This window comes from Methanofastidiosum sp. (assembly GCA_013178285.1).
GTDB lineage: Archaea > Methanobacteriota_B > Thermococci > Methanofastidiosales > Methanofastidiosaceae > Methanofastidiosum.
The window spans coordinates 90,666-115,044 of the sequence record JABLXD010000002.1; the positions used below are offsets into that span (position 1 = coordinate 90,666).

At 34.7% G+C, this 24,379-nt stretch carries 23 protein-coding genes; 8 read left to right on the forward strand and 15 right to left on the reverse strand.

All coding sequences use genetic code 11. The features are described from left to right. Positions 1-96: 96 nt before the first annotated feature. Together leuS and HPY60_02045 are read left to right on the forward strand one after the other, a co-directional pair. Positions 97-2,928, forward strand: a complete 2,832-nt coding sequence (leuS, locus tag HPY60_02040) for a leucine--tRNA ligase (protein NPV49961.1) — start codon at positions 97-99, stop codon at positions 2,926-2,928. Positions 2,929-2,994: 66 nt separating this feature from the next. Next, entirely contained in the window at positions 2,995-3,582 is a 588-nt protein-coding gene (locus tag HPY60_02045) for a MarC family protein (GenBank protein NPV49962.1), read from the forward strand. A gap of 4 nt (positions 3,583-3,586) precedes the next feature. Here the strand turns inward: HPY60_02045 and HPY60_02050 are convergent, their stop codons facing one another. Beyond that, positions 3,587-4,846, reverse strand: coding sequence for a hypothetical protein (locus tag HPY60_02050; GenBank protein ID NPV49963.1), 1,260 nt, complete (start codon positions 4,844-4,846; stop codon positions 3,587-3,589). Further along, a complete protein-coding gene (locus tag HPY60_02055) occupies positions 4,767-4,934 on the reverse strand; it encodes a hypothetical protein (protein ID NPV49964.1) in 168 nt (55 codons plus the stop codon). Before HPY60_02055 ends, HPY60_02050 begins: the two co-directional genes overlap by 80 nt. A 115-nt stretch (positions 4,935-5,049) precedes the next feature. Here HPY60_02055 and HPY60_02060 point away from each other — a divergent pair, with 115 nt between their 5' ends. The 3 genes from HPY60_02060 (at position 5,050) to HPY60_02070 (ending at position 7,698) form a co-directional block, all read left to right on the forward strand. Then, on the forward strand, positions 5,050-5,382 hold the full coding sequence (locus tag HPY60_02060; protein ID NPV49965.1) for a hypothetical protein: 333 nt from the start codon (positions 5,050-5,052) through the stop codon (positions 5,380-5,382). 10 nt (positions 5,383-5,392) lie between these two features. Then, a complete protein-coding gene (locus HPY60_02065; protein ID NPV49966.1) occupies positions 5,393-6,154 on the forward strand; it encodes a hypothetical protein in 762 nt (253 codons plus the stop codon). 485 nt (positions 6,155-6,639) lie between these two features. Next, positions 6,640-7,698, forward strand: coding sequence for a hypothetical protein (locus HPY60_02070; protein NPV49967.1), 1,059 nt, complete (start codon positions 6,640-6,642; stop codon positions 7,696-7,698). Here HPY60_02070 and HPY60_02075 read toward each other — a convergent pair whose 3' ends face one another. The 9 genes from HPY60_02075 to HPY60_02115 form a co-directional block, all read right to left on the reverse strand. Then, positions 7,699-8,106 carry a helix-turn-helix domain-containing protein gene (locus HPY60_02075; GenBank protein NPV49968.1) on the reverse strand — a complete coding sequence of 136 codons (408 nt, stop codon included), beginning with the start codon at positions 8,104-8,106 and terminating at the stop codon, positions 7,699-7,701. Next, complete coding sequence (locus HPY60_02080) at positions 8,103-9,257, reverse strand: DUF530 family protein (GenBank protein NPV49969.1); 1,155 nt, start codon at positions 9,255-9,257, stop codon at positions 8,103-8,105. Before HPY60_02080 ends, HPY60_02075 begins: the two co-directional genes overlap by 4 nt. A gap of 87 nt (positions 9,258-9,344) precedes the next feature. Continuing rightward, positions 9,345-10,205: a hypothetical protein gene (locus tag HPY60_02085; GenBank protein NPV49970.1), complete on the reverse strand. Its 861-nt coding sequence runs from the start codon at positions 10,203-10,205 to the stop codon at positions 9,345-9,347. A 40-nt stretch (positions 10,206-10,245) separates the two neighbouring features. Further along, on the reverse strand, positions 10,246-10,968 hold the full coding sequence (locus HPY60_02090) for a hypothetical protein (GenBank protein ID NPV49971.1): 723 nt from the start codon (positions 10,966-10,968) through the stop codon (positions 10,246-10,248). After that, positions 10,965-12,221: an NAD(P)/FAD-dependent oxidoreductase gene (locus tag HPY60_02095; protein NPV49972.1), complete on the reverse strand. Its 1,257-nt coding sequence runs from the start codon at positions 12,219-12,221 to the stop codon at positions 10,965-10,967. Before HPY60_02095 ends, HPY60_02090 begins: the two co-directional genes overlap by 4 nt. Then, entirely contained in the window at positions 12,222-12,650 is a 429-nt protein-coding gene (locus HPY60_02100) for a 4Fe-4S dicluster domain-containing protein (GenBank protein ID NPV49973.1), read from the reverse strand. 2 nt (positions 12,651-12,652) lie between these two features. Then, entirely contained in the window at positions 12,653-14,170 is a 1,518-nt protein-coding gene (locus HPY60_02105) for a 4Fe-4S binding protein (protein NPV49974.1), read from the reverse strand. Continuing rightward, a complete protein-coding gene (locus HPY60_02110; GenBank protein ID NPV49975.1) occupies positions 14,154-15,236 on the reverse strand; it encodes a glutamine amidotransferase family protein in 1,083 nt (360 codons plus the stop codon). Before HPY60_02110 ends, HPY60_02105 begins: the two co-directional genes overlap by 17 nt. A 114-nt stretch (positions 15,237-15,350) precedes the next feature. Continuing rightward, a complete protein-coding gene (locus HPY60_02115; protein NPV49976.1) occupies positions 15,351-17,015 on the reverse strand; it encodes a formate--tetrahydrofolate ligase in 1,665 nt (554 codons plus the stop codon). A 63-nt stretch (positions 17,016-17,078) separates the two neighbouring features. On the opposite strand from HPY60_02115, the gene HPY60_02120 reads away from it, so the two are divergent. Continuing rightward, a complete protein-coding gene (locus HPY60_02120; GenBank protein NPV49977.1) occupies positions 17,079-17,642 on the forward strand; it encodes a 5-formyltetrahydrofolate cyclo-ligase in 564 nt (187 codons plus the stop codon). On the opposite strand, the gene HPY60_02125 is transcribed toward HPY60_02120, so the two are convergent. Genes HPY60_02125 through HPY60_02140 form a run of 4 tightly spaced genes read right to left on the reverse strand, consistent with a single transcriptional unit; the run spans position 17,629 to position 22,123 of the window. After that, a complete protein-coding gene (locus HPY60_02125; GenBank protein ID NPV49978.1) occupies positions 17,629-18,750 on the reverse strand; it encodes an MFS transporter in 1,122 nt (373 codons plus the stop codon). The two genes, HPY60_02120 and HPY60_02125, sit on opposite strands and share 14 nt — an antisense overlap. Further along, the gene (locus HPY60_02130) at positions 18,740-20,050 is read right to left on the reverse strand and encodes a bifunctional folylpolyglutamate synthase/dihydrofolate synthase (protein NPV49979.1); all 1,311 of its coding nucleotides are present in this window, start codon (positions 20,048-20,050) and stop codon (positions 18,740-18,742) included. Before HPY60_02130 ends, HPY60_02125 begins: the two co-directional genes overlap by 11 nt. Continuing rightward, entirely contained in the window at positions 20,040-20,894 is an 855-nt protein-coding gene (locus HPY60_02135; GenBank protein NPV49980.1) for a bifunctional 5,10-methylenetetrahydrofolate dehydrogenase/5,10-methenyltetrahydrofolate cyclohydrolase, read from the reverse strand. Before HPY60_02135 ends, HPY60_02130 begins: the two co-directional genes overlap by 11 nt. Further along, positions 20,891-22,123, reverse strand: coding sequence for a serine hydroxymethyltransferase (locus tag HPY60_02140; protein NPV49981.1), 1,233 nt, complete (start codon positions 22,121-22,123; stop codon positions 20,891-20,893). Before HPY60_02140 ends, HPY60_02135 begins: the two co-directional genes overlap by 4 nt. 173 nt (positions 22,124-22,296) lie before the next feature. On the opposite strand from HPY60_02140, the gene HPY60_02145 reads away from it, so the two are divergent. After that, positions 22,297-22,899, forward strand: a complete 603-nt coding sequence (locus HPY60_02145; GenBank protein ID NPV49982.1) for an Lrp/AsnC family transcriptional regulator — start codon at positions 22,297-22,299, stop codon at positions 22,897-22,899. 163 nt (positions 22,900-23,062) lie between these two features. Continuing rightward, positions 23,063-24,373: a type I glutamate--ammonia ligase gene (glnA, locus tag HPY60_02150; protein ID NPV49983.1), complete on the forward strand. Its 1,311-nt coding sequence runs from the start codon at positions 23,063-23,065 to the stop codon at positions 24,371-24,373. The last annotated feature ends 6 nt before the right edge of the window (positions 24,374-24,379 follow it).

Consider the following 24,379-nt stretch of genomic DNA (forward strand, 5'->3'; position numbering starts at 1 on the left):
TGGCGATATAAATTCTAAAAATTAGAGCAATTGTTCCACATATGAACAATAAAAACCTTTAAATATAGCTTATAAAACGTGTTTTAAATAAGGCAGATGATTCTATTGGAAATTGAAGAAAAGTGGCAGAACATGTGGGAAGAAGCCAGAATTTTTTATTCTGATCCCAATAATAAGAAAAAATTTTTTGTAAACTTTCCTTACCCATACGTTAATGGATTCATGCATCTTGGCCATTCCTTTTCCCTGATGAGGGCAGAAGTTTTTGCCAGATACAAAAGAATGTGCGGATACAATGCCATATTCCCTTTTGGATTTCACGCTACTGGAACACCAATAGTTGCAGCTGCCGAGAGAGTAAAAGATGGAGAAAAGTCCCAGATTGATATCCTAGAAAAGATGGAGGTTCCAAAAGAGTTAATTCCAAAATTTTCTGATCCAGAATTTTGGGTTACTTATTTCCCAGAAGAATCAATTAAAGACCTAAAGCTTCTAGGCCTTTGTGTTGACTGGAGAAGAAGCTTCATAACAACATCACTTAATCCATATTACGATAAATTCATCAGGTGGCAATTCAACAAATTAAAAGAAAAGAACTTTGTTGTTAAAGGGGAACATCCAGTTACTTGGTGTCCAAAATGTAATAATCCAATTGGAGACCATGCAAGGCTTGAAGGGGAAGGTATTACTCCCGAAGAAATAATATTACTTAAATTCAAATTTGATGGAAAGGTGCTGCCTGCAGCCACATACAGAGTTGAAACTGTATTTGGTGTAACAAATATGTGGATGAATCCAGATGTAAAATATGTAGAAACAGAAGTTGACGGAGAAATCTGGATCATCTCTCCCGTTGCTGCAGAGAAACTAATTAATCAAAAACATAAAATTAAGATTATTAGAGAATTAGGCCCTAAAGAACTTATTGGAAAATCATGTAAAAATCCTTTGACTGGTGAAAACATACCAATTCTTCCTGCAACTTTTGTTTCCCCAGAAATAGGGACAGGTGTTGTAATGTCTGTTCCGTCACATGCCCCATACGACTATATTGCATTAAAAGATATACAGACTAATCCTTTAAAATATGGGGTTTCTGAAGAACTGGTAAAGAATATAAAGCCTATATCATTGATAGTTGTAGAAGATTTTGGTAAGAATCCGGCAATTGAGATCTCTGAAAAGATGGGAATTTCCTCACAAGAAGACGTTGATAAACTTGAAGAAGCAACTAATATCATCTATAAGAAAGAATTCCATCAGGGCATATTAAACGAGAGAACTGGAAAATATAAAGGCATAAAAGTTTCTGATGTAAAGAAAGTAATTGTTACTGAGTTTATTAATGATGGTGTTGCAACACTATTTCACGAACTCCCTGGAAAAGTAGTATGTAGATGCCTTACCCAAGGAGTAGTTAAAATAGTATCTGACCAGTGGTTTTTAGCATACGGAAGCCCAGAGTGGAAAGATCTGGCCAAGAAATGTCTAGCTCAGATGAACATTTATCCTGAAAAGGCTAGAAAACAGTTTGAGTACGTTCTTGACTGGTTAAAAGACTGGGCATGTACGAGAGAGTTTGGGCTTGGAACAAAACTCCCTTGGGATGAAAAGTGGGTTATCGAATCACTTTCAGACTCTACAATCTATATGGCATATTATACTTTGGCGAAGTATTTTGAAGATCCATCTTACAAAATTAATTCTGAGAAACTAGATGATTATTTCTTCGATTATATTTACTTGGATAAAGGCAACTTAGAAGAAGTCGCAACTAAAAGTGGATTATCGAAAGAGTTAATTTCTGATATGAAAAAGGAATTTGAGTATTGGTATCCTTTTGATTTCAGAAATAGTGGAAAGGATTTAATTCAAAATCATCTTTCATTCTGTATCTTTAATCATGCAGCAATCTTTCCAGAGAAGCTCTGGCCCAAGGGATTTGGAGTTAATGGCTGGGTTTTGGTAGATGGAGAAAAGATGAGTAAATCCAAAGGTAACTTCTATACAATAAAGCAAATTGTAAAGATGTATGGCGCTGATTCTGCAAGAATTACTTTAATGAATGGAGGAGAGGGACTAGATGACCCCAACTGGGACAGTGAATTTGCAAGGACCATTACAGATAAATTGAAAAATTGGCAGGATTTCTGTATTGAAAACTACGGAAAAGGTAGGACTGAAAAACTATATATAGATAGGTGGTTCTTATCTACTCTGGATAAAGCAATAAAAGAAACAACTGAAGCAATGGAAGATACCAATTTCAGGACAGCCCTTTCAAAAGGTTTCTTTGATTTACAGAGGGACCTTAAGTGGTATCTTAAAAGATGTCTTAACTCACCAAACAAAGAGGTCATTTCTGAAGTCATTAAAACTCAGACGCTCATGTTGACTCCTTTTACCCCTCACATATGTGAAGAAATTTGGGAAAAACTTGGTTTTGATCCATTTATTTCAAATGCTTCTTGGCCAGAATATAAAGAAGAGATGATTGATAAAGTTTCCGAAGAAAGTGAAAACTATATTGAAGAAGTCGTTAATGACATAAGAGAAATCATAAACGTTCTTTCTAGAGGAGAGCAGAAAAATTTAGAAAAAATTGAAGTTTTTACTGCAGAAAGCTGGAAGTGGGACCTTATCGAAGTCATTAAGAGTGAAGACAATATGGGAGAAGCAATTAAATCGGCAATGTCAAATGAAAATTTCAGAAAAAATGGAAAGGATGTAAATCTTATAATACAAAGATGTTTTAAGAATAGGTACTTCCCTGAAAGATTCGATGAGAAAGAAGTACTTAACGAAGCAAAGACATTCTTAGAAGAGGAATTCAAGGCCGAGATTAGAATAGATCCTCAAGAAGATCCTGGAAATGATAGAAAGAAATCCCTTCCAAGAAAACCCGGAATTCACATCTATTTTAAATAATTTTAAATTTAATAATAGAAATCAATTTAAAGCAGAAAATTATTTTAAATGCCAAGAGGGCGTTCTATGTTAGGAACTTTATTACAGCTTGTCATTTTATTTTTCGTAGTTATTGACCCTCTTGCAAGTTTCTTTGTTTTTTACGCTACGTCCTCCACAATGGTTCCTAAAGAAAGGCAAAAAACGGGGGTTTTGGCAATACTAATCGCCGTATTTTTATGCTTCCTAGTCCTTATTTTAGGTCAGCGTTTATTGGAACTTTTCAGCACCACTCTTGATGAGTTCAGAATAGCCGGAGGGATAGTACTCACCATCTTAGGAATAAAAATGGTTTTAGGAGAGCCTTTGGTAAATACTCATGACAAGAAAGAAAACTCTGCCAGAGCCTTAGCATCTATTATTGCAACTCCGCTAATAACAGGCCCTGCCACAATATTTACAATAATTATAGCAAGTAATGACTATGGAAAAGTTCTGACAGGGATTGCAGTAGGCATTGTTCTTTTAATTACAGTATTATTATTCCTTATGTCAAATAAAGTAAAAAAAGTATTGGGTGACACTGCGACTCAAGTTGCAACCACCATCCTAGGTCTTGTAACCCTATCTTGGGGAGTTAAATTCATAATTCTAGGTATAAAAAATATTTTCTAATAATTTAAAAAAGAATATTTGTTGCAACTAGAAATAAAATACTTACACTGGCAATATCCATTACACTCGTAAGTAAAGGTATTACAACATTGTCTGGGTCAATATTTGTTTTAATTGAGAAGTAGGTAAGATAGTATGAAGTCATCATACTGGCAAAGGAAGAGGCAATTGCAACAAGTATCGACACCTCCAAAATGACTAGAAAGTTCATTTGTGGTATATTAAGTAATGTCGACATGCCAAATGCTATTATGGCAAGTATTGGGAACAATATTATTGTAATTAAAAATGTATATGCGAACTCCTTTAATATTCTTAATTTTGGTAAAAAAGTAATCTCTGCTTGACCTAAGTGAAAACTAGTAGATATTCTAGCAGATAAAATACTACCAATGTTCCCATTCTCTGCATTGAAAAGAGGAGATAATACCAATAGTAGCGGGAATACTCCAATAAACTCTAAATTCTTATCAAGAAGGGATCCTGCAAGAGTGCTCAGAAAAGCACAAACGGCTAAAAATCCCATAGATTCTTTTAGTATTCTTTTTGCATAATAACTCTTCCTTACAGAAAATAGTGCCAATAAAACAATGATTAAACTAACCACAATACTAGAAACTAACATGAAGCCTTTGCTTAAGGAAAAAGATAGTATGCCTATTGCAAAAAGTGAGACAACATTTAGTATATCACCTATAGATGCAATCAGAGGGGAGGATACATTATCAGGATCAAGGCCCTTCTTAAAAGAAACAATTGCCACTAAAATGGTAGTTAAAATAAGGCCTATTGCCGCAATAAGAGAAGCAAATAAGGATATAAAAAACAGATGAATGAATCCTATTGTATCATTTCCAATAATAATGCCCCCAACCATTGCAAAAAAAGCAATAACTGTGGCCATAATAACTGTCTGTATAAGAGAAGAGTATACATTTTCTTTGATTAATTTTGACTCTGTTAGGCTAGGCGTTATTTCACCAGTATGTAAGCCTGTTGAAAGTCTCGACCCCATTGATGCATAGACATTGCCCCTCATATCTATTGCAGCAGGAAGCATCGTCAAAATTCCGGGCAGCAATATCAAGAAGTCTATCATTTTAGTGAGATAAATACCTGCAAATATATCTGCAAATGCGCAGATGATGAGGGCAAACATGCTCTGTTTAATTATGCTTGAGAAATCAGAAAGGTCTATTTTCGGGGGCCATGCTATACCTCTCTTTGGAGAAACCTTTACTGGAAAGGTCTTTTTCTTTCTCAACTACATGCACTCCCCTTTTAAATGCCAATTTATGGGCCAGAGATCCTATTAGTTCAGAACTATGATCCAATAAATCGTCTTCTTCCATTTTTCATCACTTAATTATAGCTTACCTTTTTTTAAAATACTTAAAAAGATTTCTGTAAAAATTTCTTTTGAGTATAAGAATAAGGTTTATAAATTTAGGCAGTGATTTCAATTTAATGAAGAGAATAAGGCCTTTTATCAAAAACAGCACTAAAGTTAGAGTTCTGACAAGATACCTGAACAACAACAAGGAAGTAAAGGAGTATATGGAAAAAGTCAATCCTGTCTTTTATGAGATTTCATTTCTTGACTGTTATGTCGAAAAAAGCATAAGTGAAGAAGTAAAAAAAACTTTGGAAGCATACGAAGGCCTTGAAATAACAACAGACGAAATTAAAGATAATAAATATACATTCTACATAGATAGCAAAGAAGGCGAACCAATCATATGGTTGAAAAATGAAGATCAAAGGATCAGATTTTCAAAGATACCTGTAGAGTTATCCTAGATGATATAAGATGAGTTCCAAGTTTTTAGGATCTGTAAGATTACATGCACCTTACCACCCTTCTATAGTCATTAAACTTGACAAATTAGAGTTCAGAGTTGATAGCCCATGTGGGGCAAAAAATGAAAATAAAGTATATCTTTTAACACATTTTCACTTTGATCACGTTAGGTCTTGTATGGCAGGGGGGGCAGACTTCCTAAGCCTTTCTGAAAATCCAATAAAAATCTACGCTCCTTACGATGAAAGAAAAGAATATGGCGAAACTGAAAATGTGTTTGATATCCATTCCAAGATGATAAACTTCCATTCTAAAGGAAGAAGAAAACTTGCTCCTATTCGTGAAGAGGAGACTCTAAGATTTAACGGAACTACTGTTGCTCCTGTGGCCTTTAAGCATACTGTGCCCAACTTTGGTTATTACATTAATAACTCGGAAACAAGTGTTCTTGTGACTGGAGATTGGGAAGGTTCAAATTACAGAAACAGACAAAATATCATAGCTTTGGCGCCAAGAGTTTTGATTACAGAGTGTAGATATTTTTTTGAAGAAGAGATAGAAATTGCTGAAGAACGAATGCATGTTCATGTTGAGGATATTCTTGATTTAAAAGACGAATTAGAAAACACTGTCATTATCTTGACTCACATTTCTCATAGATACCGTGAACTTGATGAGATTATAAAAATAACAAAGGAAAAGGACCTAATACTTGCAAAGAATATATCGTTTAACAACACCGGTTACCGTATCAGGGAACGATTCAAATAAAAAGTATAATATATAAAGAATATTTGTTTTTCTAGATATTTGATAACAGTAAATTTTAAATAAAGTTAATTGAATATTTAATGTTGCACAGGTCGAAACTTCGCTGGTAACAAAGTCTTTCATTCCTTGCGTCTGAGCCGCTTAGGCGGATTTGAGTATCACGCTCCACCGCATACAAGGCTCTTGGACAAGGGTATTTCCGGGATGGCTAGGTCTTATCGGAAAGTGTTCGAGTCAATTCGAACTTACCCGGTCCATGACATTGGAAAAAATGTCTCTATCGGACACCGAAAGACAGAAGCCGCTTCGAGAAGTCGAAGCATCCGGCTATGGAAGACCTACTCCTCCGAAGCGACAAACTGTGCATTTCTCTTTTTTAATAATTTAATCGATTACTAATTAAAAGATAAGAATTTTAAGATTGAGGGTCCAACTGACACTAATTAAAAGGTATATTTTTTAAAGGATTAAAAAATATTAAGATTATGAAATTGATTGTTTCTTTTTTGGTTTTTGCTATACTTGTATTTTCAAGCTTCTCAGCTTTTTCTTCTGAACAGTCTATTTTATACGAATTAAAAAATGGATACATTGTTACAGATGTATCTTTTGATTCAAACACAGATAGTATTTATCTTGCAGGTAACTTGGAAGGGGACAATAGTTCCTTTATAATTAAGTCAAAAGAAGGCCAATTTTTAAGAGAGCAGACTATTGAAAGCTTCAAATTATCTAAAATTCTTAATGATAACTTTTCAAATATTTACCTACTTGGAATTTCAAACGAAGGGGACAACATTCTTATAAAGCTCACATCGAGCCTCAGCAAACGGTGGGAAATCAAAATAATAAATTCTAGTAGAGATATACTTTCGTCTTTTACAGTAAATGATAAGCAAGAGGTCACTGTTGTTGGGTATTCAACAAACAAAAGGGAATCGGATAGTTTTATTGTAAAAATTGATCGCAATGGAAATATTATTTCAAAAAAAGTATTGGATGTTGGGCCTTATGAAAGGCCTTACGATATACTAGAGGATTATGAAGGTAACTTCTACCTAACTGGAGAATCAAAAAATAAGAACTACGATATTTTTGTGTGTAAACTTACAAAGGATTTTGATATCCTTTGGATTGACTTTTATGATAATAATAATTGGGAAGATGGAGGCCTTTGCCTTGAGCTAATCGACGGAGATGTTGTTGCAACAGGATACTCTGGAAAAGAAGGATGGTATGTTTTTGACACTGTCTTTCTTAGATATTCTTCAGAGAGTAATACAAGTAATTTTACAAGAAAGAGTTTTTCAAATGGAAGTGACTGGATTAGACAATTAAAGAGAAACGGAGACCAATACTACGCTATCTTGTGGGATATCCTTACAGGAAAAGAATATTATTTGAAACTAGATTATTACTTTGATACATTAAACAAACAAGAAATTGGAGAAGGTGAAACTCCAATTAGAATAATGAATATAGGAGACGAAACATACACGGTATTTGCCAAAGAAAATACAATTTATATAAAAGATTTAGGATAATTACTGTGAGCCTGGCAGATAATCTTCCTCATTTGCGATATGATACACCGTCCTAAGAGGTATCTTTAGGCTTTTTGAGATCTCTTTTACTGGAACTCCAAGCTCATACATCTTTTTTAATTTACCCACAGTTTCATCGTCATATTTATTTGGCCTTCCAGCCCCATCACCAAAAGGAATAAGAAGCACCCCTACCCTTTCAAGGGCTTTTTTGACACGTATTGAAGTAAGAGAGTAAAGACTTTTGGGACACAATATATACTTTACATTGGGGGCATGTTCTAAGACTTCAACCATAATGTCTACTGATGGCCTCATATTGATATAGATTTTTTCATCAGTAGTAGAAAGATCAGATCTTAATTTTCTTATAAGATCCCGTTTATTCTTTGCAATTATTTTCTTCAATCTTGGACCCCCTTAAGTTCTTGTAAAAATTTCTTTGTTATATCTTTTTTCTCTCCACTTTTAACTACTCTTTCAAGTAAATGTTTACTCTCTTTAGAGATAATCCCATAATTTTCTGCCCTTATCAAAGCAGATTCGAATTCATTATTTTCTATTGAGAAAAATAACAAAGTCTTGTCATAATCTTCTGAAACCAAATAATATGAAATCGCGGCAACTAAACTATTCTTCTCTTTTAAATTCATTTCCTTAAGTTTATTCATCATTTCTTCTTTCAATAAAACTGTCTTATAGAATCTACCCAGTAGTGATTCGTTAGGGTCAGGATCTATTGTAGGAAATGGCCCTCCATATATTTTTCTTTCCATATATGTTTTTTTCAGATAAAATAGAGCTATGTCCCCAGCAATTGCATCAACACCAAATGGGGCATAAGCTATAGAAAGAACTTTTCTTATATGTTTGTCATATATTGGTGGCCTTCCTAGATCGATTGTTTCTTCATAGAACTCTCGTTTGAATTGAGAATAGTCTTTTTTGAATGGTGAGTATTCCTTTGGGCCCATCATTCCATATTCCTGAGGGATTCTCTTTTTTGTAGATGGTTTGCTCTTTGATTTATCCCCAAGAATATCCATAATTTTACGATAATTTTCCCTCTCTTCCTTAGTTAAGGAAAAAAGAGTTTTCATGTACTCTCCGGAAAAAGAAAGATATTTCAGTATCTCTAATCTATAGACCCCATCGGGACTAAAAATAAATTTACCTTCCCCCCCATCTTCTGTAAACTTAATAGCCTCGTGTCCAGTATATATGGTGCCATCCTTTTCAAATCCCATAGCATCTATTAGCTGGCCTATTGCAACTCTATGTGCTGCTATAGAATGTTGTATATTATCAAAACAGATCTTCTTCTCCATCGCCCTTTTTCTAAAATATGGGTCTTGTGCATCTTTGAGTCCTTTAATAACAAAATAGGGATTTTGATATCCCAAAAATTCTATTTTTCGCCGGATTGATATTAGTTCTTCATAATCTCTTTTGAGTTTTAGATATGTTCCAAGAAAGTATTCACTGTCCTTTAGTTTTTCAGGGTTCACACTATACTTTAAAGTATCAAGATAACTAGAAATCCTTGATATTAGACTCATGTTTTTCGCCGGGATTTAAGATAATTGCAATAATCTTATAAAGATATCCCTGAAAAAATATTGCAAAAAAAGAGAAAAAATAAAAAATTAAAATTGTTTGTATATCTTGTAATCAAGCCCCATGCTTTCAGGCGAATCACGGTTCCAAAAAACAATATAATATATTCCTTTTTCTGGCACGGTCCATTTCAATTGCTCATAGCTTCGTTCTCTATCATTTGTGGAATCAAGGTATATTTTTCCGGAATAGTCTACTGGAGATTTTTTCCAGCTAGTATATCCATCTGCATCTAAGATATACATTTTGATAAAGTGATTTCTATATTCATTTTGTCTAACACTGTAATATATATTGAGAACTTCTCCTTTCTGAAGGGTAGTTGCATAAGCTCTCCATCCGTCTTTGCTATAACTTACATTTGTTCCTTTTGCAATGACATATTCATATTTATCTAATTTTTCTCCAGAAGAGATTATAGCAGAAAAGTAGTATTGTACTTGGAAACTATTTAAGTTATAGATTACAAAGAAATATGGCCCATCTTCGGGGAAGGTGTATTCAAATTCTGATTTTGTGCCTGAGTAAAATTTTAGATATTGATTATTTTTTCTCATGTTGCTAAGGCCATATAAAGAGAAGTAGTTATGTTGTGTGCTATTTAAAATAAATATTTCGAAAGTTTCATTATCGGTAGTTTCATATGAGAATTTCACTTTGCTCCCTTTTGTCAAAGCCATCCCATATTGTTTATAGTAAGTCCCATTCAAAGTATATTTTTCATTGTAAAGAACTTCTCCTGTGCTTGACGATTCTGGACTCGAAGTTGTTTCTGTCTGTTGCTGAGTAGTTTGTGTTCCGGACTGTTGTTGATTTGAACCTGGCGTTGAACACATAGCTGCAAGTGCCACCAATACTATCAATCCAAAAACAATGAATTTGTTATTCATCGTGATTAATGACAACTTGAAGTTTAAATATTTATCCGCTTCAATAGCTATATAGCCTCTGGAACGGCCTAGAGTTTAGCGGACTTAACTTAACGAATGAATTTAAGTCGTATTTATCTTTGGAGTTCATATCTTGCGAATATTCTTTTAGAACATTTGTTAAGAAATTTATATCCCACTCATCTAGAGGGGTTATTGCAACTCCCTTCCCAATATTGTACTCATCAACACTTCCACGAATATATATTGCGCCTCCATGCATGCCAACTCCAATATAGTTGCTATCCAACTTAGAATTATTTTTACACAATACTACTATTATTCCAGAAGCCATATACTCTCCAAGAAAATCACCTGCATCCTCTCCTATTACTATAACAGGAATTTTCTCTCCAAATGCCTTCATGTGGATCCCACACCTGTAGCCAACTTTTCCTTTAACAAATATCTTCCCGCCACGCATAGCATAACCCAAGATATCTCCAGCATCGCCATGTACGACGATCTTACCGCTGTTCATTGTATTTCCAACACAGTCTTGGATATTTGAGTTCACAAATATGCTTGGGCCGTCCATCATTCCACCAAGATCATTTCCAGGTACTCCATTAATTATTGCCTTTATAGAATTCTTAAATCCTGCAAATAGATAGCTCTGACCATTTATGTTGTTCATTACTAATTCTTTTTCACCGTTTTCTATTGCTTTCCGTATAGACTTGTTTATTTCGGTGTAATTTAGTCCTTTGCAATTAAGAATCATTTGATCCCCTCAGTATAAGATTTAACTATTATTTCCCTCATCTCCCTTGGAAGAGTATAAAAGTTAATTTTGGCGTTTAATAATTCTTCTTTTATAGATGAAACATCTACTTTATTTCTAATGATATTATTTAAAATACCTGCACGGTCTATATCTCCCAGAAGTGCTGCTCCAACTAATTTCCCATCCCTAATAACTAGTTTTCTATAAACTTTCTTTTCAGAGTCTAGTGAAAAAAGAACTTCGTCATTTTCATTTGGAGATAATAATCCCATTGTTATTAATTCAACATCAAAAATTTGTAGTGAGTTCATAGGGTAAACTGTATCAATCTTACTGTCGCCACCTGACATATTAATCCCTGCACAGTATCCACCCCCATATGCATTGGGGAGAATTGGAATATTGCAATAGCTATCTTCAAGATAATTATACATTTCAGTCACATCTCCTGCTGCAAAAACATCCTCAATGTTAGTCCTCATGTGGTCATCAACTTTTATGCCCCGATTGATAGTAAGTTCTGTTTTTTGAAATAGAGATACCTCAGGTTTTACGCCTTTACAGGAGACTACTGCATCGCAAGTTATGCTTCCCTTGTCTAGTTTGATTTCTATTTTTGGCCCTTCTTTCTTTGCACTTATTATTTTTCTTGAAAGTAGCAAATTGACTCCACTTTTTATAATCTCATTGTTAAGTATTTCAGAAATCTTTTCATCCCCGAGAGAGCTCAAAACTCCTTTAGAACCAACTATAAGAAATACTTCTTTCCCCATATTATGTAGATATTCAGATAACTTAACACCAATTAATCCACCACCAAGAATTGAAATTCTATCTTTATTGGCAAGAGCCTCTTTGAGTTTAAGAGCTTCTTCTATATTTGTGAATGAGAATAGTTCTCCATCAAATCCCTTTATATCAAGTACATTTGATTTGGCGCCTGTTGCTATAAGTAATTTATCATACTTTATTGTTTCTTTGTCAACTACCAATATTTTTTTATTGAAGTCAACTGAGTTTAACGATTTTCCTAAAATAGTTGAAACATTGTATTTATTATAAAAGTCATCTTTTCTATAATATATGTTTTCTAAACTATCTTTCTTTAACATCTTGTAAAGTTGAGGTTTTGAATAAGATACACAATTTTCTTTAGAGATTAAGATAATCTCATTTTCATTGTCATTATTTCTTATTCCTTCAATTGCTCCAATTGCTGCAGCTCCATTACCTATTATAACGTATCTCATTTAGTCCACCTCATACGCCAATGCTTTGTTAGGGCAGTTGAGAACACAAATAGGAACTTCCTCATCATGACAGTGGTCACACTTGAAAGCTTTTTTATCACCTTTCTTTATGGCTCCAAATGGACAGACCATAACACACATCCAGCAGCCAACGCATCTCTCAGCGTCAATTATAACAGTTCCATCTTCTGTTCTTATCGCACCCATAGAACAAGCTTTAATGCATAAGGGATCTTTGCAATTCATACATACAATTGATCCACAGACGTGTTCTTTTTGTTCAAATGCCATTCTTGAGGGTTCTTTTTCATTCTCAAATTTATATGCCAAAATGATGTCTTTGGATTTAGAATGTTTAACATTACAGTGAACTTCACATAATCTGCATCCAATGCAGAAATCCTCATCACATACTATCCTTCTTTTCATGTTCACAACCCCGCATGTTCAATGCCCAATATTTTAGATTCTAATTCTGTGAGTCCGACTCCCCTTAATCTAAGCCTGTTACCCCTAAGGGCTTCTATTGCATTTATACCCATACTTCCAAGAATTTCCTTTATTTCTAGATTCCAACTGTTAACAAGATTTGTCAATTTTTCAGAGCCAATTGCAGGATTTAATCTTCTTGTTAAAACAGGGTCTTGTGTTGTTAGTCCCCAATTACATTTTCCTTTGTAACATTTCTGACATAGTGTGCACCCCATCGCAATTAGTGCTGCTGTGGCTATGTAGACCGCATCGGCGCCCAAGGCCATAGCTTTTACAGCGTCCGCACTTGATCTTATTCCACCTGCAGCAACTATTGAAACTTCATTTCTGATGCTTTCATCCCTTAATCTTTGATCTATGACGGCAAGTGCAACTTCAATTGGCATGCCTGTATTGTCACGAATAACTGAAGGTGCTGCACCGGTACCGCCCCTAAATCCATCAACTACAATTACATCGGCACCTGCCCTGACAATTCCAGATGCTATTGCAGCAGAATTATGTACGGCCGCAATTTTTACAAAAATAGGTTTTTCATAATTAGTTGCTTCCTTAATCAAAGATATTAATTGCTTTAGATCTTCAATCGAATATATGTCGTGGTGTGGTGCTGGAGATATGGCATCAGTTCCAGAGGGAATCATTCTTGTCTCAGATATTTCTACTGTAACCTTTTCTCCCGGAAGGTGGCCACCTATACCGGGCTTTGCTCCTTGGCCAATTTTGATTTCAATTGCGGCACAGGTACTTAGATAATCTGTATCAACACCAAATCTACCTGAAGCCACTTGCCCAATTGTATTTTTTCCGTATTTGTATAGTTTTTTATGTAGTCCTCCTTCTCCAGTATTATAAAATGTGCCGAGTTTTGTAGCTGCAGATGCAAGAGATTCGCATGTATTAAGGCTTATAGAACCATAAGACATTGCAGAAAACATTATTGGGGTCTCAAGCTTAAGTTGAGGCGATAATTCAGTTTCGAGTGATATTTCTCCGTTTTCCTCTTTTATTGATACCCTGCCAGGTTTCTTACCCAAATATGTCCTTAATTCCATTGGTTCCCTTAAAGGGTCTATTGGTGGGTTAGTTACCTGCGAAGCGTCTAGTAGCATTTTATCCCAGTAAGAAACGTAAGGTTTGTCATTTCCGCTACCTGTAAGAATCATTCCTCCAGTTTCAGCCTGTTTTTTTATACTATTGATAGTATAGGAGCTCCAGTGTGAGTTTTCTTTGTAAAGCGCATTGTTTTTTGTGATAGTTAGTGCGTCTGTTGGACACATCATTTCACATCTATGACAGCCAACACATTTGTCATTGTAAATGCGAATTAAGTCAAAATCCTCAAAGTACTTAAATACTTCTTCAGAGCATTGTCTTACACAGACTTTACATTTGATGCATCTGTCTTCATTTTTATCAACAATAAATTCGGGAATTACATTAGACATAGTTACCATCCAACAAAGCTATTGCAGGCTCTCCACCTTTTGGCCTATAGACAGAATCAAGATCAGGACATATCTTCCTTATTGCAGATTCTTCACTTGACATGTATACTGTATTTTCATTTTTTCCTACTAGAAGCGGCCTAAGTTTTAATCTGTCCCCCAGACCCATTATACCATTTTCAAATCCTAAAATAACTGAAAAGGGTCCTGTTAGTAGTGCACCTGCATAGGTCATCCTCAATGCTTTTAGAACCTCTCTCTTTTTTTCTTCCATTCTATCTATATCTACCCACATTGGACTTGCAAGAATCTTGGATGCTAAGTTAAGGGGGAGACTATTCTTTCTGACTAAAAAATCAAAGAGATATGTAATTACTTCAGTATCTGTTACAAGATTACACCTGTAACCATACATCTCGAGATATCTCCTATTGGTATCGTAAGAAGAGATTTCACCATTATGTACTATGGTCCAGTCAAGTAACCCAAATGGGTGTGCCCCGCCCCACCATCCAGGAGTATTTGTGGGGAATCTTCCATGGGCAGTCCATATGTATCCGCTATATTCTTCGAGGCGATAAAATTTACTTATATCTTCAGGGTATCCAACACCTTTGAAAACGCCCATGTTTTTTCCACTTGAAATTACATAAGCGCCATCTATATTGTTATTAATGTCCATTACTACTTTGAAGGTTTCTTCTCTTTCAGATTCCTTTGATAAAATATTTCTGTTTTTAACAAAGTATCTCCATAAAAGTGGTTTGTTGGGGAGATTTACAGAATTATCAGTCCTTATCTTTTCGTCGTATTCAATTAAAAAATGCTTATTAATTAAATCTTCAGTTTCTTCCTTAGCCTTGACAGAGTCAAAAAATAAATGAAATGCATAATCATCTGGATAATCAGGGTATATGCCATAACCGGAAAATCCGCCACCCAGTCCATTTGCTCTGTCATGCATAACAGAAATTGCCTCTGTTATGACGCTGCCACTGACCTTTTCTCCATCAGTATTAATTAATCCAAATATAGAGCAGCCTGAAATATCCTTCTCTTTAGGAAATTTGTTCATAATAAAAGCATAAAAGAAAATATATATATTAATATCTATTAATTAATGGCCATATTAAGCCAAAAAATAAATTATTTATACCTATTAAGGACATATATTGTAGATATAGTTAGACTAGAGCAGACCTTTTATATTTCCCTTATCATCAATGTCCATTTTTACAGCTGCAGGAGACCTTGATAATCCAGGCATTAGATTAATATTTCCACAAACTACGACAATGTATCCTGCACCACTTGCAAGTTCAACATCTGTTACCTCAAGATCAAATGGTGGCGGAACTCCAATAAGGTTCTTGTCATCAGATAAAGACATTTGAGTTTTAGCTATGCAGACTGGAAGATTTCCATATCCCAACTTTTTGTATAATTCGATTTTTTTCTTCGGTTTAGTTTCAAATATTACGCGTTTTGCTCCATAGATCTTTTTAGCAATTATATCTACCTTTTTTTCAATATCGTCAGTTAGTTCGTATAGTGGCTTGAAATTATTCTTTTGTTTCGACAATTCTAGCACTATATTTGCAAGTTCTAAGCCACCCTTTCCCCCCTCTGAGAACATTTTAGAGAGGGCTACAGGAACTTCTTTCTTTGAGCAAAGAGATTTTATCATTTCTATTTCTTGATCCCTATCAAAATCAAATTTGTTAATAGATACAACTACCGGAACTCCAAAAAGTTTCAGATTATCAATATGCTTTTCAACATTTTTTAAACCTTTTATGAAGGCTTCTTCATCATGATAAGTAATAATATCTTTTAATCCTCCATGGTATTTTATTGCCTTGCACGTAACAACAAGTACCACAGCAGAGGGACAAAAATCACCTTTTCTTGAGACAACATTCAAAAACTTTTCTGCGCCTAAATCTGCACCAAATCCAGCTTCAATTATGGCAAAATCTGCCAATTTCAAGGCAATATTGGTGGCAACTATAGAATTTGTTCCTATAGATATATTTGCAAAAGGCCCGCCATGAATAATGGCTGGTGTATGTTCAATTGTTTGAACAAGATTTGGTTTTAGTGCGTCCTTTAATATTGTAGCTAATGCACCTTCAACTTTTAAATCTCCGGCTTTTATGGGATTGCCTTTTCGGTCAAATGCAACAGTGATGTTGGAAAGTTTTTCTTTAAGGTCGATTATATCTTTTGAGAGACAAACAATTGACATTATCTCTGAAGCTGCAGTAATTATAAATTTGGATTCACGTGGAACACCATTTCCTGAGCCACCTAGCCCTATAACAATATTCCTCAAGGCCCTATCATTCATGTCGATAGCCCGCGGCCATACAATATTGTTAATATCTATATCACGTTCATTTCCCATCAAGATATGTGTGTCAAGCATAGCTGCCAATAGATTGTGGGCAGCTTGGACTGCATGAATATCTCCTGTGAAATGTAAGTTAATGTCTTCCATAGGTAAAATTTGAGAGTATCCTCCTCCTGTTGCGCCACCTTTAACACCAAAAACAGGCCCCATTGATGGTTCTCTTAATGTAATGATCGTCTTTTTTCCAAGAATTGACAAAGCTTGGCCCAATCCTATTGTGGTAAGTGTCTTTCCTTCTCCATATGGGGTAGGATTCATTGCCGTAACTAATATTAAATGACCATTGGTATTTTTTTCTGTAGTTTTTAAAATAGATAAATCTATTTTCGCTTTATATTTTCCGTAAAACTCGAGGTATTCAGTCCCAATTCCAGTTTTTCCGGATATTTTTTCTATTGGCCAAATATCGGCTTTTTTAGCAATGTCAATATCACTTTCCATTATAACCATCTTGATTTCAGATTCAATTGTAAATCTTTTTAAAAAGTTTTCGTTATTTAATTTATGCTTTCTAAGTCTGAACTAAGGGCCAGAGTTAAGGAAAAAATGAAAAACTTGGACTATTCTAAAAAAAATATTATGGATGAAAAAATAAGAAACAATGTCTACAAAATTCCCGAATACATTGATGCAGATATCATATTTTCATATGTGTCAAAAGAAAAAGAAGTTGATACTCTTGATTTGATTGATCATTCAATAATCCAAGGGAAGATTGTATGCGTTCCTTTGACAAAGAAAGATAGCAATTCTCTTGAAGCTAGAAGAATTGACACCTTAAATGATCTAAAAACGGGAAATTTCAATATCCTAGAGCCTAAAGAAGATACAAAAATTGTTGATCCTAACGAAATTGAAATTCTTTTTATCCCAGGACTAGCATTTGGAATTGGGTGTGAAAGACTCGGGAGAGGTGGAGGCTATTTTGACAGGTTTTTATTACAATCTACGGGACTTAAAGTTGGGCTCGCATATGAGTTTCAAATTTTTGAATCTTTACCTATTCAAAAACATGATATAAAAATGGATATTATAATTACTGATGAAAGAATCATTAGCCACGTTTAATAGAATAAACAAGAATTATTGCCGGGAAAAGTATCATTGAAGCAAATGGATTAATTGCTAAAAATGAGGCAAGCGCAGGAAGACTTGATCCTGTTATCGTAGAAAGGTCTTGACTTAGTGAAAAAGTAGAAAATATTGTACCTCTTTTTGAAACTTCAATAGACTCGCACAAAAATGAGTAACACCAAACGTCAATGAATGCCCCGGCTAAACCAATAAGCCCTGAAGCCAAAAAGAACAAAACAATATTATTAGATAGAAGTAGAGATACAATACCAGTTATATGTATTAATGCTCCCCATTTTATCCAAAATCTTTTTGTTTCAACTTTTACATATCGCCCAATTAAGATCTCAGAAAAACCAAAAACTAATGACTCAAATGCTACAATTAAAGAAACTATAGATCCCGACATCCCAAGTTTTCCTATGGCAAACCTTACAAAAAATATTAGAAATGCTGAAAAAACTGCAATATCAAATGTCTTGTACACTATAGGGTCCAGTACTTTTTTCAATGTTTCAACTGAAGGGTAACTTTTTTCTCTCAATTCAAATTTGAATTGGTTCATGAAAAATAGGTACATGGCTGAGATTGAAACTCCTATTATAAACAAAGTATAAAAAGCTCCTTTCAGCCCAAGGAGATCAACAAATACTCCAGGAAGCAAAAGCCCAAATACCCATCCCAATCCAGAAACACCACCAAAAACACTAACTTTCTTTTCAGGTTTTAGAGTTATAGGTCTGAGGGAGAAAATTATAACTACTGTCAAGAAAGTTGCAAGCGAAACTGCAACAAGAACTTGAAGCAGCGCTATATAAAGAATATTATTGGTAAATGAAATCATGAAAGCGGATATAGAAGACAATATCAAAGCAATTAACAACAAATATCTCTCTCCAATTCTATCAGAAAGAACTCCAATAACAGGCTTTAAGAAGAAAGAAACACCATCTCCTATAACAAATAATAATGCATATGGTAAAAGTGATATGCCCAATTTAGTAAAGTAAATACCAAAAAGGACCATTGTAAATCCATGAAAAAATGATTTATAGAATCCTAACATCGAGCCAAAGAACAATCTATTTGTTTCAACTGCCAAGTAATTTCCTTCCTTTCAATATATATCCGGCTACGTAGATAGACCCAGTGATGAGTAATTTATCTTCATTTTTAAGGTTTGACACGCAATAGTCAAAAGCTTTTAGTGGGTCTTCAAAAGTTTTAATCTCTTTGAAATAGTTTCTTGCTTTTTCTTCAAGAATTTCAATATTTGCACATCTTGGAGGAATGGTTGTTAGGGCTATTCTTTTTGATATTTTCGAAAATTCTTTAAATATTCCATCTATGTCTTTATCTTGAGATATTCCAACTAGTAAAAGTGTTTTTGAATCTGTGAATAAGCTGTTATATGTATCAGAAAGGGACTTAGCTCCGGCCTCATTGTGTGCAACATCAACTAAAATCATGGGATTTCTTTTTAATATTTGAAATCTTCCGGGCCAGCTAGATTTTTCAAGACCTTTTCGTATTGATTGTTCTTTTATTTCAAATCCTAAGGAGTCTAGTGATTCTGCTAAACTTATAGCACATGCGGCATTTGTTATTTGATGCCTTCCAATCATTCTAATTTCAACATCCTTGAACAGATTTTCTTTAGAACGATAGTCGAAGACAGACCCATCAAAGCTAATCCTCTTCTCCCTTACTTCAAAATCTCTATTGAGTAATTTTAGTGAAGCATTTTTCTCGATGCATATCTTTTCAAGCAAAGGGGTCAATTCTAAATCAATGCAAGAAGAAACTATAGATCCTTTTTTTATTATTCCTGCTTTTTCAATCAATATTTCTTCCTTGCTGTTGCCCAGTATTTCTTGATGATCGAGAGAGATATTTGTAATTGCAATTGCTTTGCCATTCAATATATTAGTGGCATCGAGCCTGCCCCCAAGTCCAACTTCAGAGACTATAAAATCAACTTTCTTTTCAGCAAAATAAATAATAGAAACTGCAGTAAGTACTTCAAAAAAAGTAGGGCTTCCAATATCTCCTATTTTTTCTGCTTCCTCGCAATAAGATTTTAAGTTGTAAAGAATCCTATCAAAATCCTTTGGAGAGATATTTTTATTTCCAATTTTTATTCTTTCGTATATATCAATTAAATGTGGGGAAATATAAGATCCAACTTTATAGTTAGATTGAGACAATATTTCTGAAATAAAAGTAACAACTGAACCCTTTCCATTTGTTCCAGCAATATGAACTACGGGTATATCTTCCCAATTTGTTCCACTTTTTTTGAGAAGAAATCTTATTCTTTCAAGTCCAAGTTTAGAGTTTAGTCGTTCGAGACCCGGTTTAGAACCAATTAACTTCAACGACTCTAAAAAATCATCTTGCACAGTCGTTCTGTTTCAAGAAGCAGATTATAAGGTTTTCCAGAAGCATTGCTCTTGTCATAGGGCCAACTCCACCTGGAACTGGGGTTATATAAGATGTTTTTTTGCTGACCTCGTCATACTTGACATCACCTTTGACACCTTCTACATCACGAGTTATACCTACGTCAACTACAGCGGCCCCCTCCTTTACCATATCTGCTTTTAAAAAGTCAGTTCTTCCAACTCCAACGATTACAATGTCTGCATTTTTTGTCTTTTCTTTCAAGTCTTTAGTTTTTGTATGGACTACAGTTACAGTTCCACCACGATTTATTAACATGGCAGCCAAGGGTTTTCCAATAATATTGCTTCTGTTAATTATTGTTATGTCTGCACCTTCAATAGGGACATTATATTCGTCTAGCAGTTTAACTACTCCTTTCGGAGTACATGGAAAAATATCTGCGATATTTAGAAGTATCTTACCAACATTAATGGGGGTAAATCCATCCACATCTTTTGTTGGATCAATTTTTTCTAATATTTTATTGCTATCAATATGTTTAGGCAAAGGTAGCTGAACTAGGATACCATGGATATCAGACCTTTTATTTAAAATATCAATTAAAGAAAGAAGGCCTTCTTCAGAAATATCATCGTAATAAAATTCTTCATAATCAATACCAATCTTCTCAGAATCCTTCTTTTTAAGATTAACATATACCCTAGATGCAGGGTCATTTCCCACTAATACAGTTGCCAATTTAGGGTAAAGCCCTCTTTTTTTATAATCTGCAACTTTTCCTGAAAGTTCATTTATTACTTTCAGAGATAGGGCTTTCCCATCAAGTATTTTTGTAGTCATAGATTTATTGGGAATTTTTTGCAGAGTTCCCTTACCTCCGCCCTTACTTTTTCAGGAGTGCAATCATCCTTCTTTTGGAGTACTCTGTGTATCATACCGGCTATCTGTTTCATTTCTGGTTCTTTCATACCTCTGGAAGTAATGGCAGGAACTCCTAGCCTAAGGCCAGATGTGACATTGGGTGGTTTTGGGTCAAATGGTATTACATTTCTATTTGCTGTAATGCCTGCATTCTCTAATAACTCTTGAGCTTCTTTTCCAGTAATATCGTTTTTTCTTAAATCCATTAAAAGTAAGTGATTATCAGTTCCACCTGTGATAAGTTCATAGCCTAACGATATCAATTCATCAGACAAAACTTTACAGTTATTTATAATCTGCCGTTGATAGTTAATGAAATCTTCTCCCATTGCTTCTTTGAAACAAACTGCTTTTGCGGCAATTGTGTGCATCATGGGGCCACCTTGCGCAAATGGAAATACCGCTTTATCTATTGCTTTTTTGTGTTCTTCTTTGCAGAGTATTAATCCCCCTCTTGGGCCCCTTAGAGTCTTATGAGTGGTTGATGTTACAAAATCGCAGTAGGGCACAGGAGATTTATGCAATCCACATGCGACAAGACCTGCAATGTGGGCCATGTCTGCCATCAAAAGAGCGCCTACTTCGTCAGCGATCTTTCTAAATTCTTTGAAATCTATCTCCCTTGGGTAAGAACTAGCGCCTGTTACAATAAGTTTAGGTTTTAATTCAATTGCTTTTTCTCTTACTTCGTTTAAATCGATTCTATAGGTATTTTTGTTAACGCCATAAAACTGAAAGTTATAAAATTTCCCGGAAAAATTAACAGGAGACCCGTGGGATAGATGCCCTCCGCAGGATAAATCCATTCCTAAAACTGTATCTCCAACTTCTAAACATGCGAAATAAACTGCCATATTGGCCTGTGTTCCTGAGTGAGGCTGTACGTTTGCATGGTCTGCCTTAAAAAGTTTTTTTGCCCTTTCAATTGCAAGAGACTCTGCGACATCGACAAATTTACATCCGCCATAATATCTTTTTCCAGGATATCCTTCAGCGTACTTATTTGTCATGACAGATCTTTGAGCTTCTAGAACTGCATTGCTTGTAAAATTTTCACTTGCTATGAGTTCAAGCCCCTCATTTTGACGATTTATTTCTTCTTCAATCGCATTAAAAATTTCAACATCAACTTGATCTAATGATTTCATAAAATCACTACTATGATTAAAAACTTTTAAATCTCTTATAAATATTTTGCTATTAAGGGAAATTAACATATTGGTATATTTCTTTTTATGGCAGTAATATTTCATAATAGATAATTTTATATACTGATTAGGTAGGATAATATATTATTCTGGCATGAAATAGAGGAATTACTATGGTAAAAGATATATGTATTCTCAGGGGAAGAACTATAGATGAGCAAGAAAAATTAATCATCAAAGCTTTGATAAGAAATCCCCGAAGCAGCGACAATCAAATAAGTAAAGCAACAAGAGTTCCAGTAAGAACTGTTTATAGAAAAAGGAAAAAATTAGAAGAAGAGGGAATCATACACTACTATCTAAATGTAAATTTAGATAAATCTGGTATAGGGAAAATTAATGCTAGACACCTCTATTTAATAAAATTCAAACTTGGCCTCCCTTACTCCCAATTTATCCAAGAGATCAATGAAGAGAACAATGTAAGGACGGTATTTACAGACCATATTTACCAATCTTTCCTTGCAGAAGTAGATGGAAGGGTAGCCCTTGTAATGATTTTAGAAGGGGAAAGAGATGAAGATATAGTAGAAAACTTCAACAAAATAATCGTTCCTTCTCTAAAGAAAAATCATGGGCCAGATTCTATAGAAGATGTTCAGACAATTAGACTTTCAGACCCCATAAGATTCTTCCACAACTATATGCCTATGTTAAACATTAAAAATGGAAGAATAAGGGACGACTGGAGAGACGAATTACTCTTTATTACCTAATTTTTTTTGATTATTTTAGGCCACTTTTTCCTTTTTTTAGTCCTTATTAGACCTAAATTAGCCATTATAAAACAGTAAGTATTAAATAGTAGATGATACTTCTCTTTTCTATCAAATACCTAGACAAATGGGTAAATATAAAAAAAATTATTGGAGGAATAAAATGGACAAAGAGCAGGTAAAAAAAATAATTAAGGAAAAGAACATAAAATACGTAAGATTGCAATTTGTGGACATGCTTGGAATACCAAAGAACTTCTCGATATCAGTTGATCTTTTAGACTCTGTATTTGAATCTGGTATGGGTTTTGATAGTTCTTCAATTAAAGGATTTACAGACATATCCCACAGTGACAGCGTTTTGATGCCAGACCCAAACACATTTAAGATAATCCCATGGCTTGATGAAGCTAGAATCATCTGTGATGTATGTTACCCAACAACATTAAAGCCATTTGAAGGAGATCCAAGAAGTCTTTTGAAAAAAGAAATCCAGAAACTTGCAGAAGATAAAATGGAGTTCTATGTTGGGCCTGAGATAGAGTTTCACTTGTTAAAAGACGAAAATGGAAAACTTGTACCGCATGATACCGGTGGATACGCAGATTTCTCTCCTCTTGATCTTGGGGAGGAAATAAGAAACAAAGCAGGACTCTATATGCAAATGATGGGTGTTAAAAGTGAGATTACCCACCACGAAGTAGGAAACGGTCAACACGAAATTGATTTCAGATTTAAAGAAAGTGCTCTTGAGGCTGCAGATGACGTTATCACCTACAAACAGGTAGTTAAGAACATAGCTGCTAAAGAAGGACTTGTAGTCACATACATGCCAAAACCATTCTATGGTCAGGCAGGAAACGGTATGCACTGTCACCAGAGTTTGTTCCAGAACGGCAGAAACATGTTCTATGATCCAAAGACAAAGAACTTATCTGATAAAGGTAGATGGTACATAGGTGGAATTTTAAAGCATGCTAAAGCTCTTACTGCTATTTGTTCACCTTCAGTTAACTCTTATAAGAGATTAGTTCCAGGATACGAAGCACCTGTGTACATTTCATGGGGGTGGGCAAACAGGACAACACTAGTTAGATTGCCCGGATACGACCCAACTAACGAAAGGGCTCTTAGAATAGAGTTTAGATCTCCTGACCCAACATGTAACCCCTACCTTGCATTCACAGCCATGTTAAAAGCTGGAATGGACGGAATTGAAAATCAGATAGAACCTCCAGAGCCAGTTGATTACGATTTATTCGAATTGTCCTTAGCTGAGTTGGAAGAAAGGGGGATAGAAACCCTACCAATAAACTTAGGAGAGGCTATAAAGGAGCTTGAAAAAGACAAGGTAGTAAAGGAATCTCTAGGTAAGCATATAGCTACTAAGTACATTGAGCACAAGAAAAAAGTTTGGGAAGAATACTCAATGTATGTTACCGACTGGGAGTTCCAGAAATATCTTAGATACTAAAAAATT

Coding starts and splice junctions, on each gene's coding strand:
- leuS (NPV49961.1), top strand. CDS start 97: ATGATTCTATTGGAAATTGAAGAAAAGTGGCAGAACATGTGGGAAGAA.
- HPY60_02100 (NPV49973.1), bottom strand. CDS start 12,650: ATGAAAAGAAGGATAGTATGTGATGAGGATTTCTGCATTGGATGCAGA.
- HPY60_02065 (NPV49966.1), top strand. CDS start 5,393: ATGAGTTCCAAGTTTTTAGGATCTGTAAGATTACATGCACCTTACCAC.
- HPY60_02140 (NPV49981.1), bottom strand. CDS start 22,123: ATGAAATCATTAGATCAAGTTGATGTTGAAATTTTTAATGCGATTGAA.
- HPY60_02135 (NPV49980.1), bottom strand. CDS start 20,894: ATGACTACAAAAATACTTGATGGGAAAGCCCTATCTCTGAAAGTAATA.
- HPY60_02110 (NPV49975.1), bottom strand. CDS start 15,236: ATGAACAAATTTCCTAAAGAGAAGGATATTTCAGGCTGCTCTATATTT.
- HPY60_02105 (NPV49974.1), bottom strand. CDS start 14,170: ATGGTAACTATGTCTAATGTAATTCCCGAATTTATTGTTGATAAAAAT.
- HPY60_02080 (NPV49969.1), bottom strand. CDS start 9,257: ATGAGTCTAATATCAAGGATTTCTAGTTATCTTGATACTTTAAAGTAT.
- HPY60_02070 (NPV49967.1), top strand. CDS start 6,640: ATGAAATTGATTGTTTCTTTTTTGGTTTTTGCTATACTTGTATTTTCA.
- glnA (NPV49983.1), top strand. CDS start 23,063: ATGGACAAAGAGCAGGTAAAAAAAATAATTAAGGAAAAGAACATAAAA.
- HPY60_02120 (NPV49977.1), top strand. CDS start 17,079: ATGCTTTCTAAGTCTGAACTAAGGGCCAGAGTTAAGGAAAAAATGAAA.
- HPY60_02060 (NPV49965.1), top strand. CDS start 5,050: ATGAAGAGAATAAGGCCTTTTATCAAAAACAGCACTAAAGTTAGAGTT.
- HPY60_02145 (NPV49982.1), top strand. CDS start 22,297: ATGGTAAAAGATATATGTATTCTCAGGGGAAGAACTATAGATGAGCAA.
- HPY60_02085 (NPV49970.1), bottom strand. CDS start 10,205: ATGAATAACAAATTCATTGTTTTTGGATTGATAGTATTGGTGGCACTT.
- HPY60_02090 (NPV49971.1), bottom strand. CDS start 10,968: ATGATTCTTAATTGCAAAGGACTAAATTACACCGAAATAAACAAGTCT.
- HPY60_02045 (NPV49962.1), top strand. CDS start 2,995: ATGTTAGGAACTTTATTACAGCTTGTCATTTTATTTTTCGTAGTTATT.
- HPY60_02055 (NPV49964.1), bottom strand. CDS start 4,934: ATGGAAGAAGACGATTTATTGGATCATAGTTCTGAACTAATAGGATCT.
- HPY60_02115 (NPV49976.1), bottom strand. CDS start 17,015: ATGGAAAGTGATATTGACATTGCTAAAAAAGCCGATATTTGGCCAATA.
- HPY60_02095 (NPV49972.1), bottom strand. CDS start 12,221: ATGAGATACGTTATAATAGGTAATGGAGCTGCAGCAATTGGAGCAATT.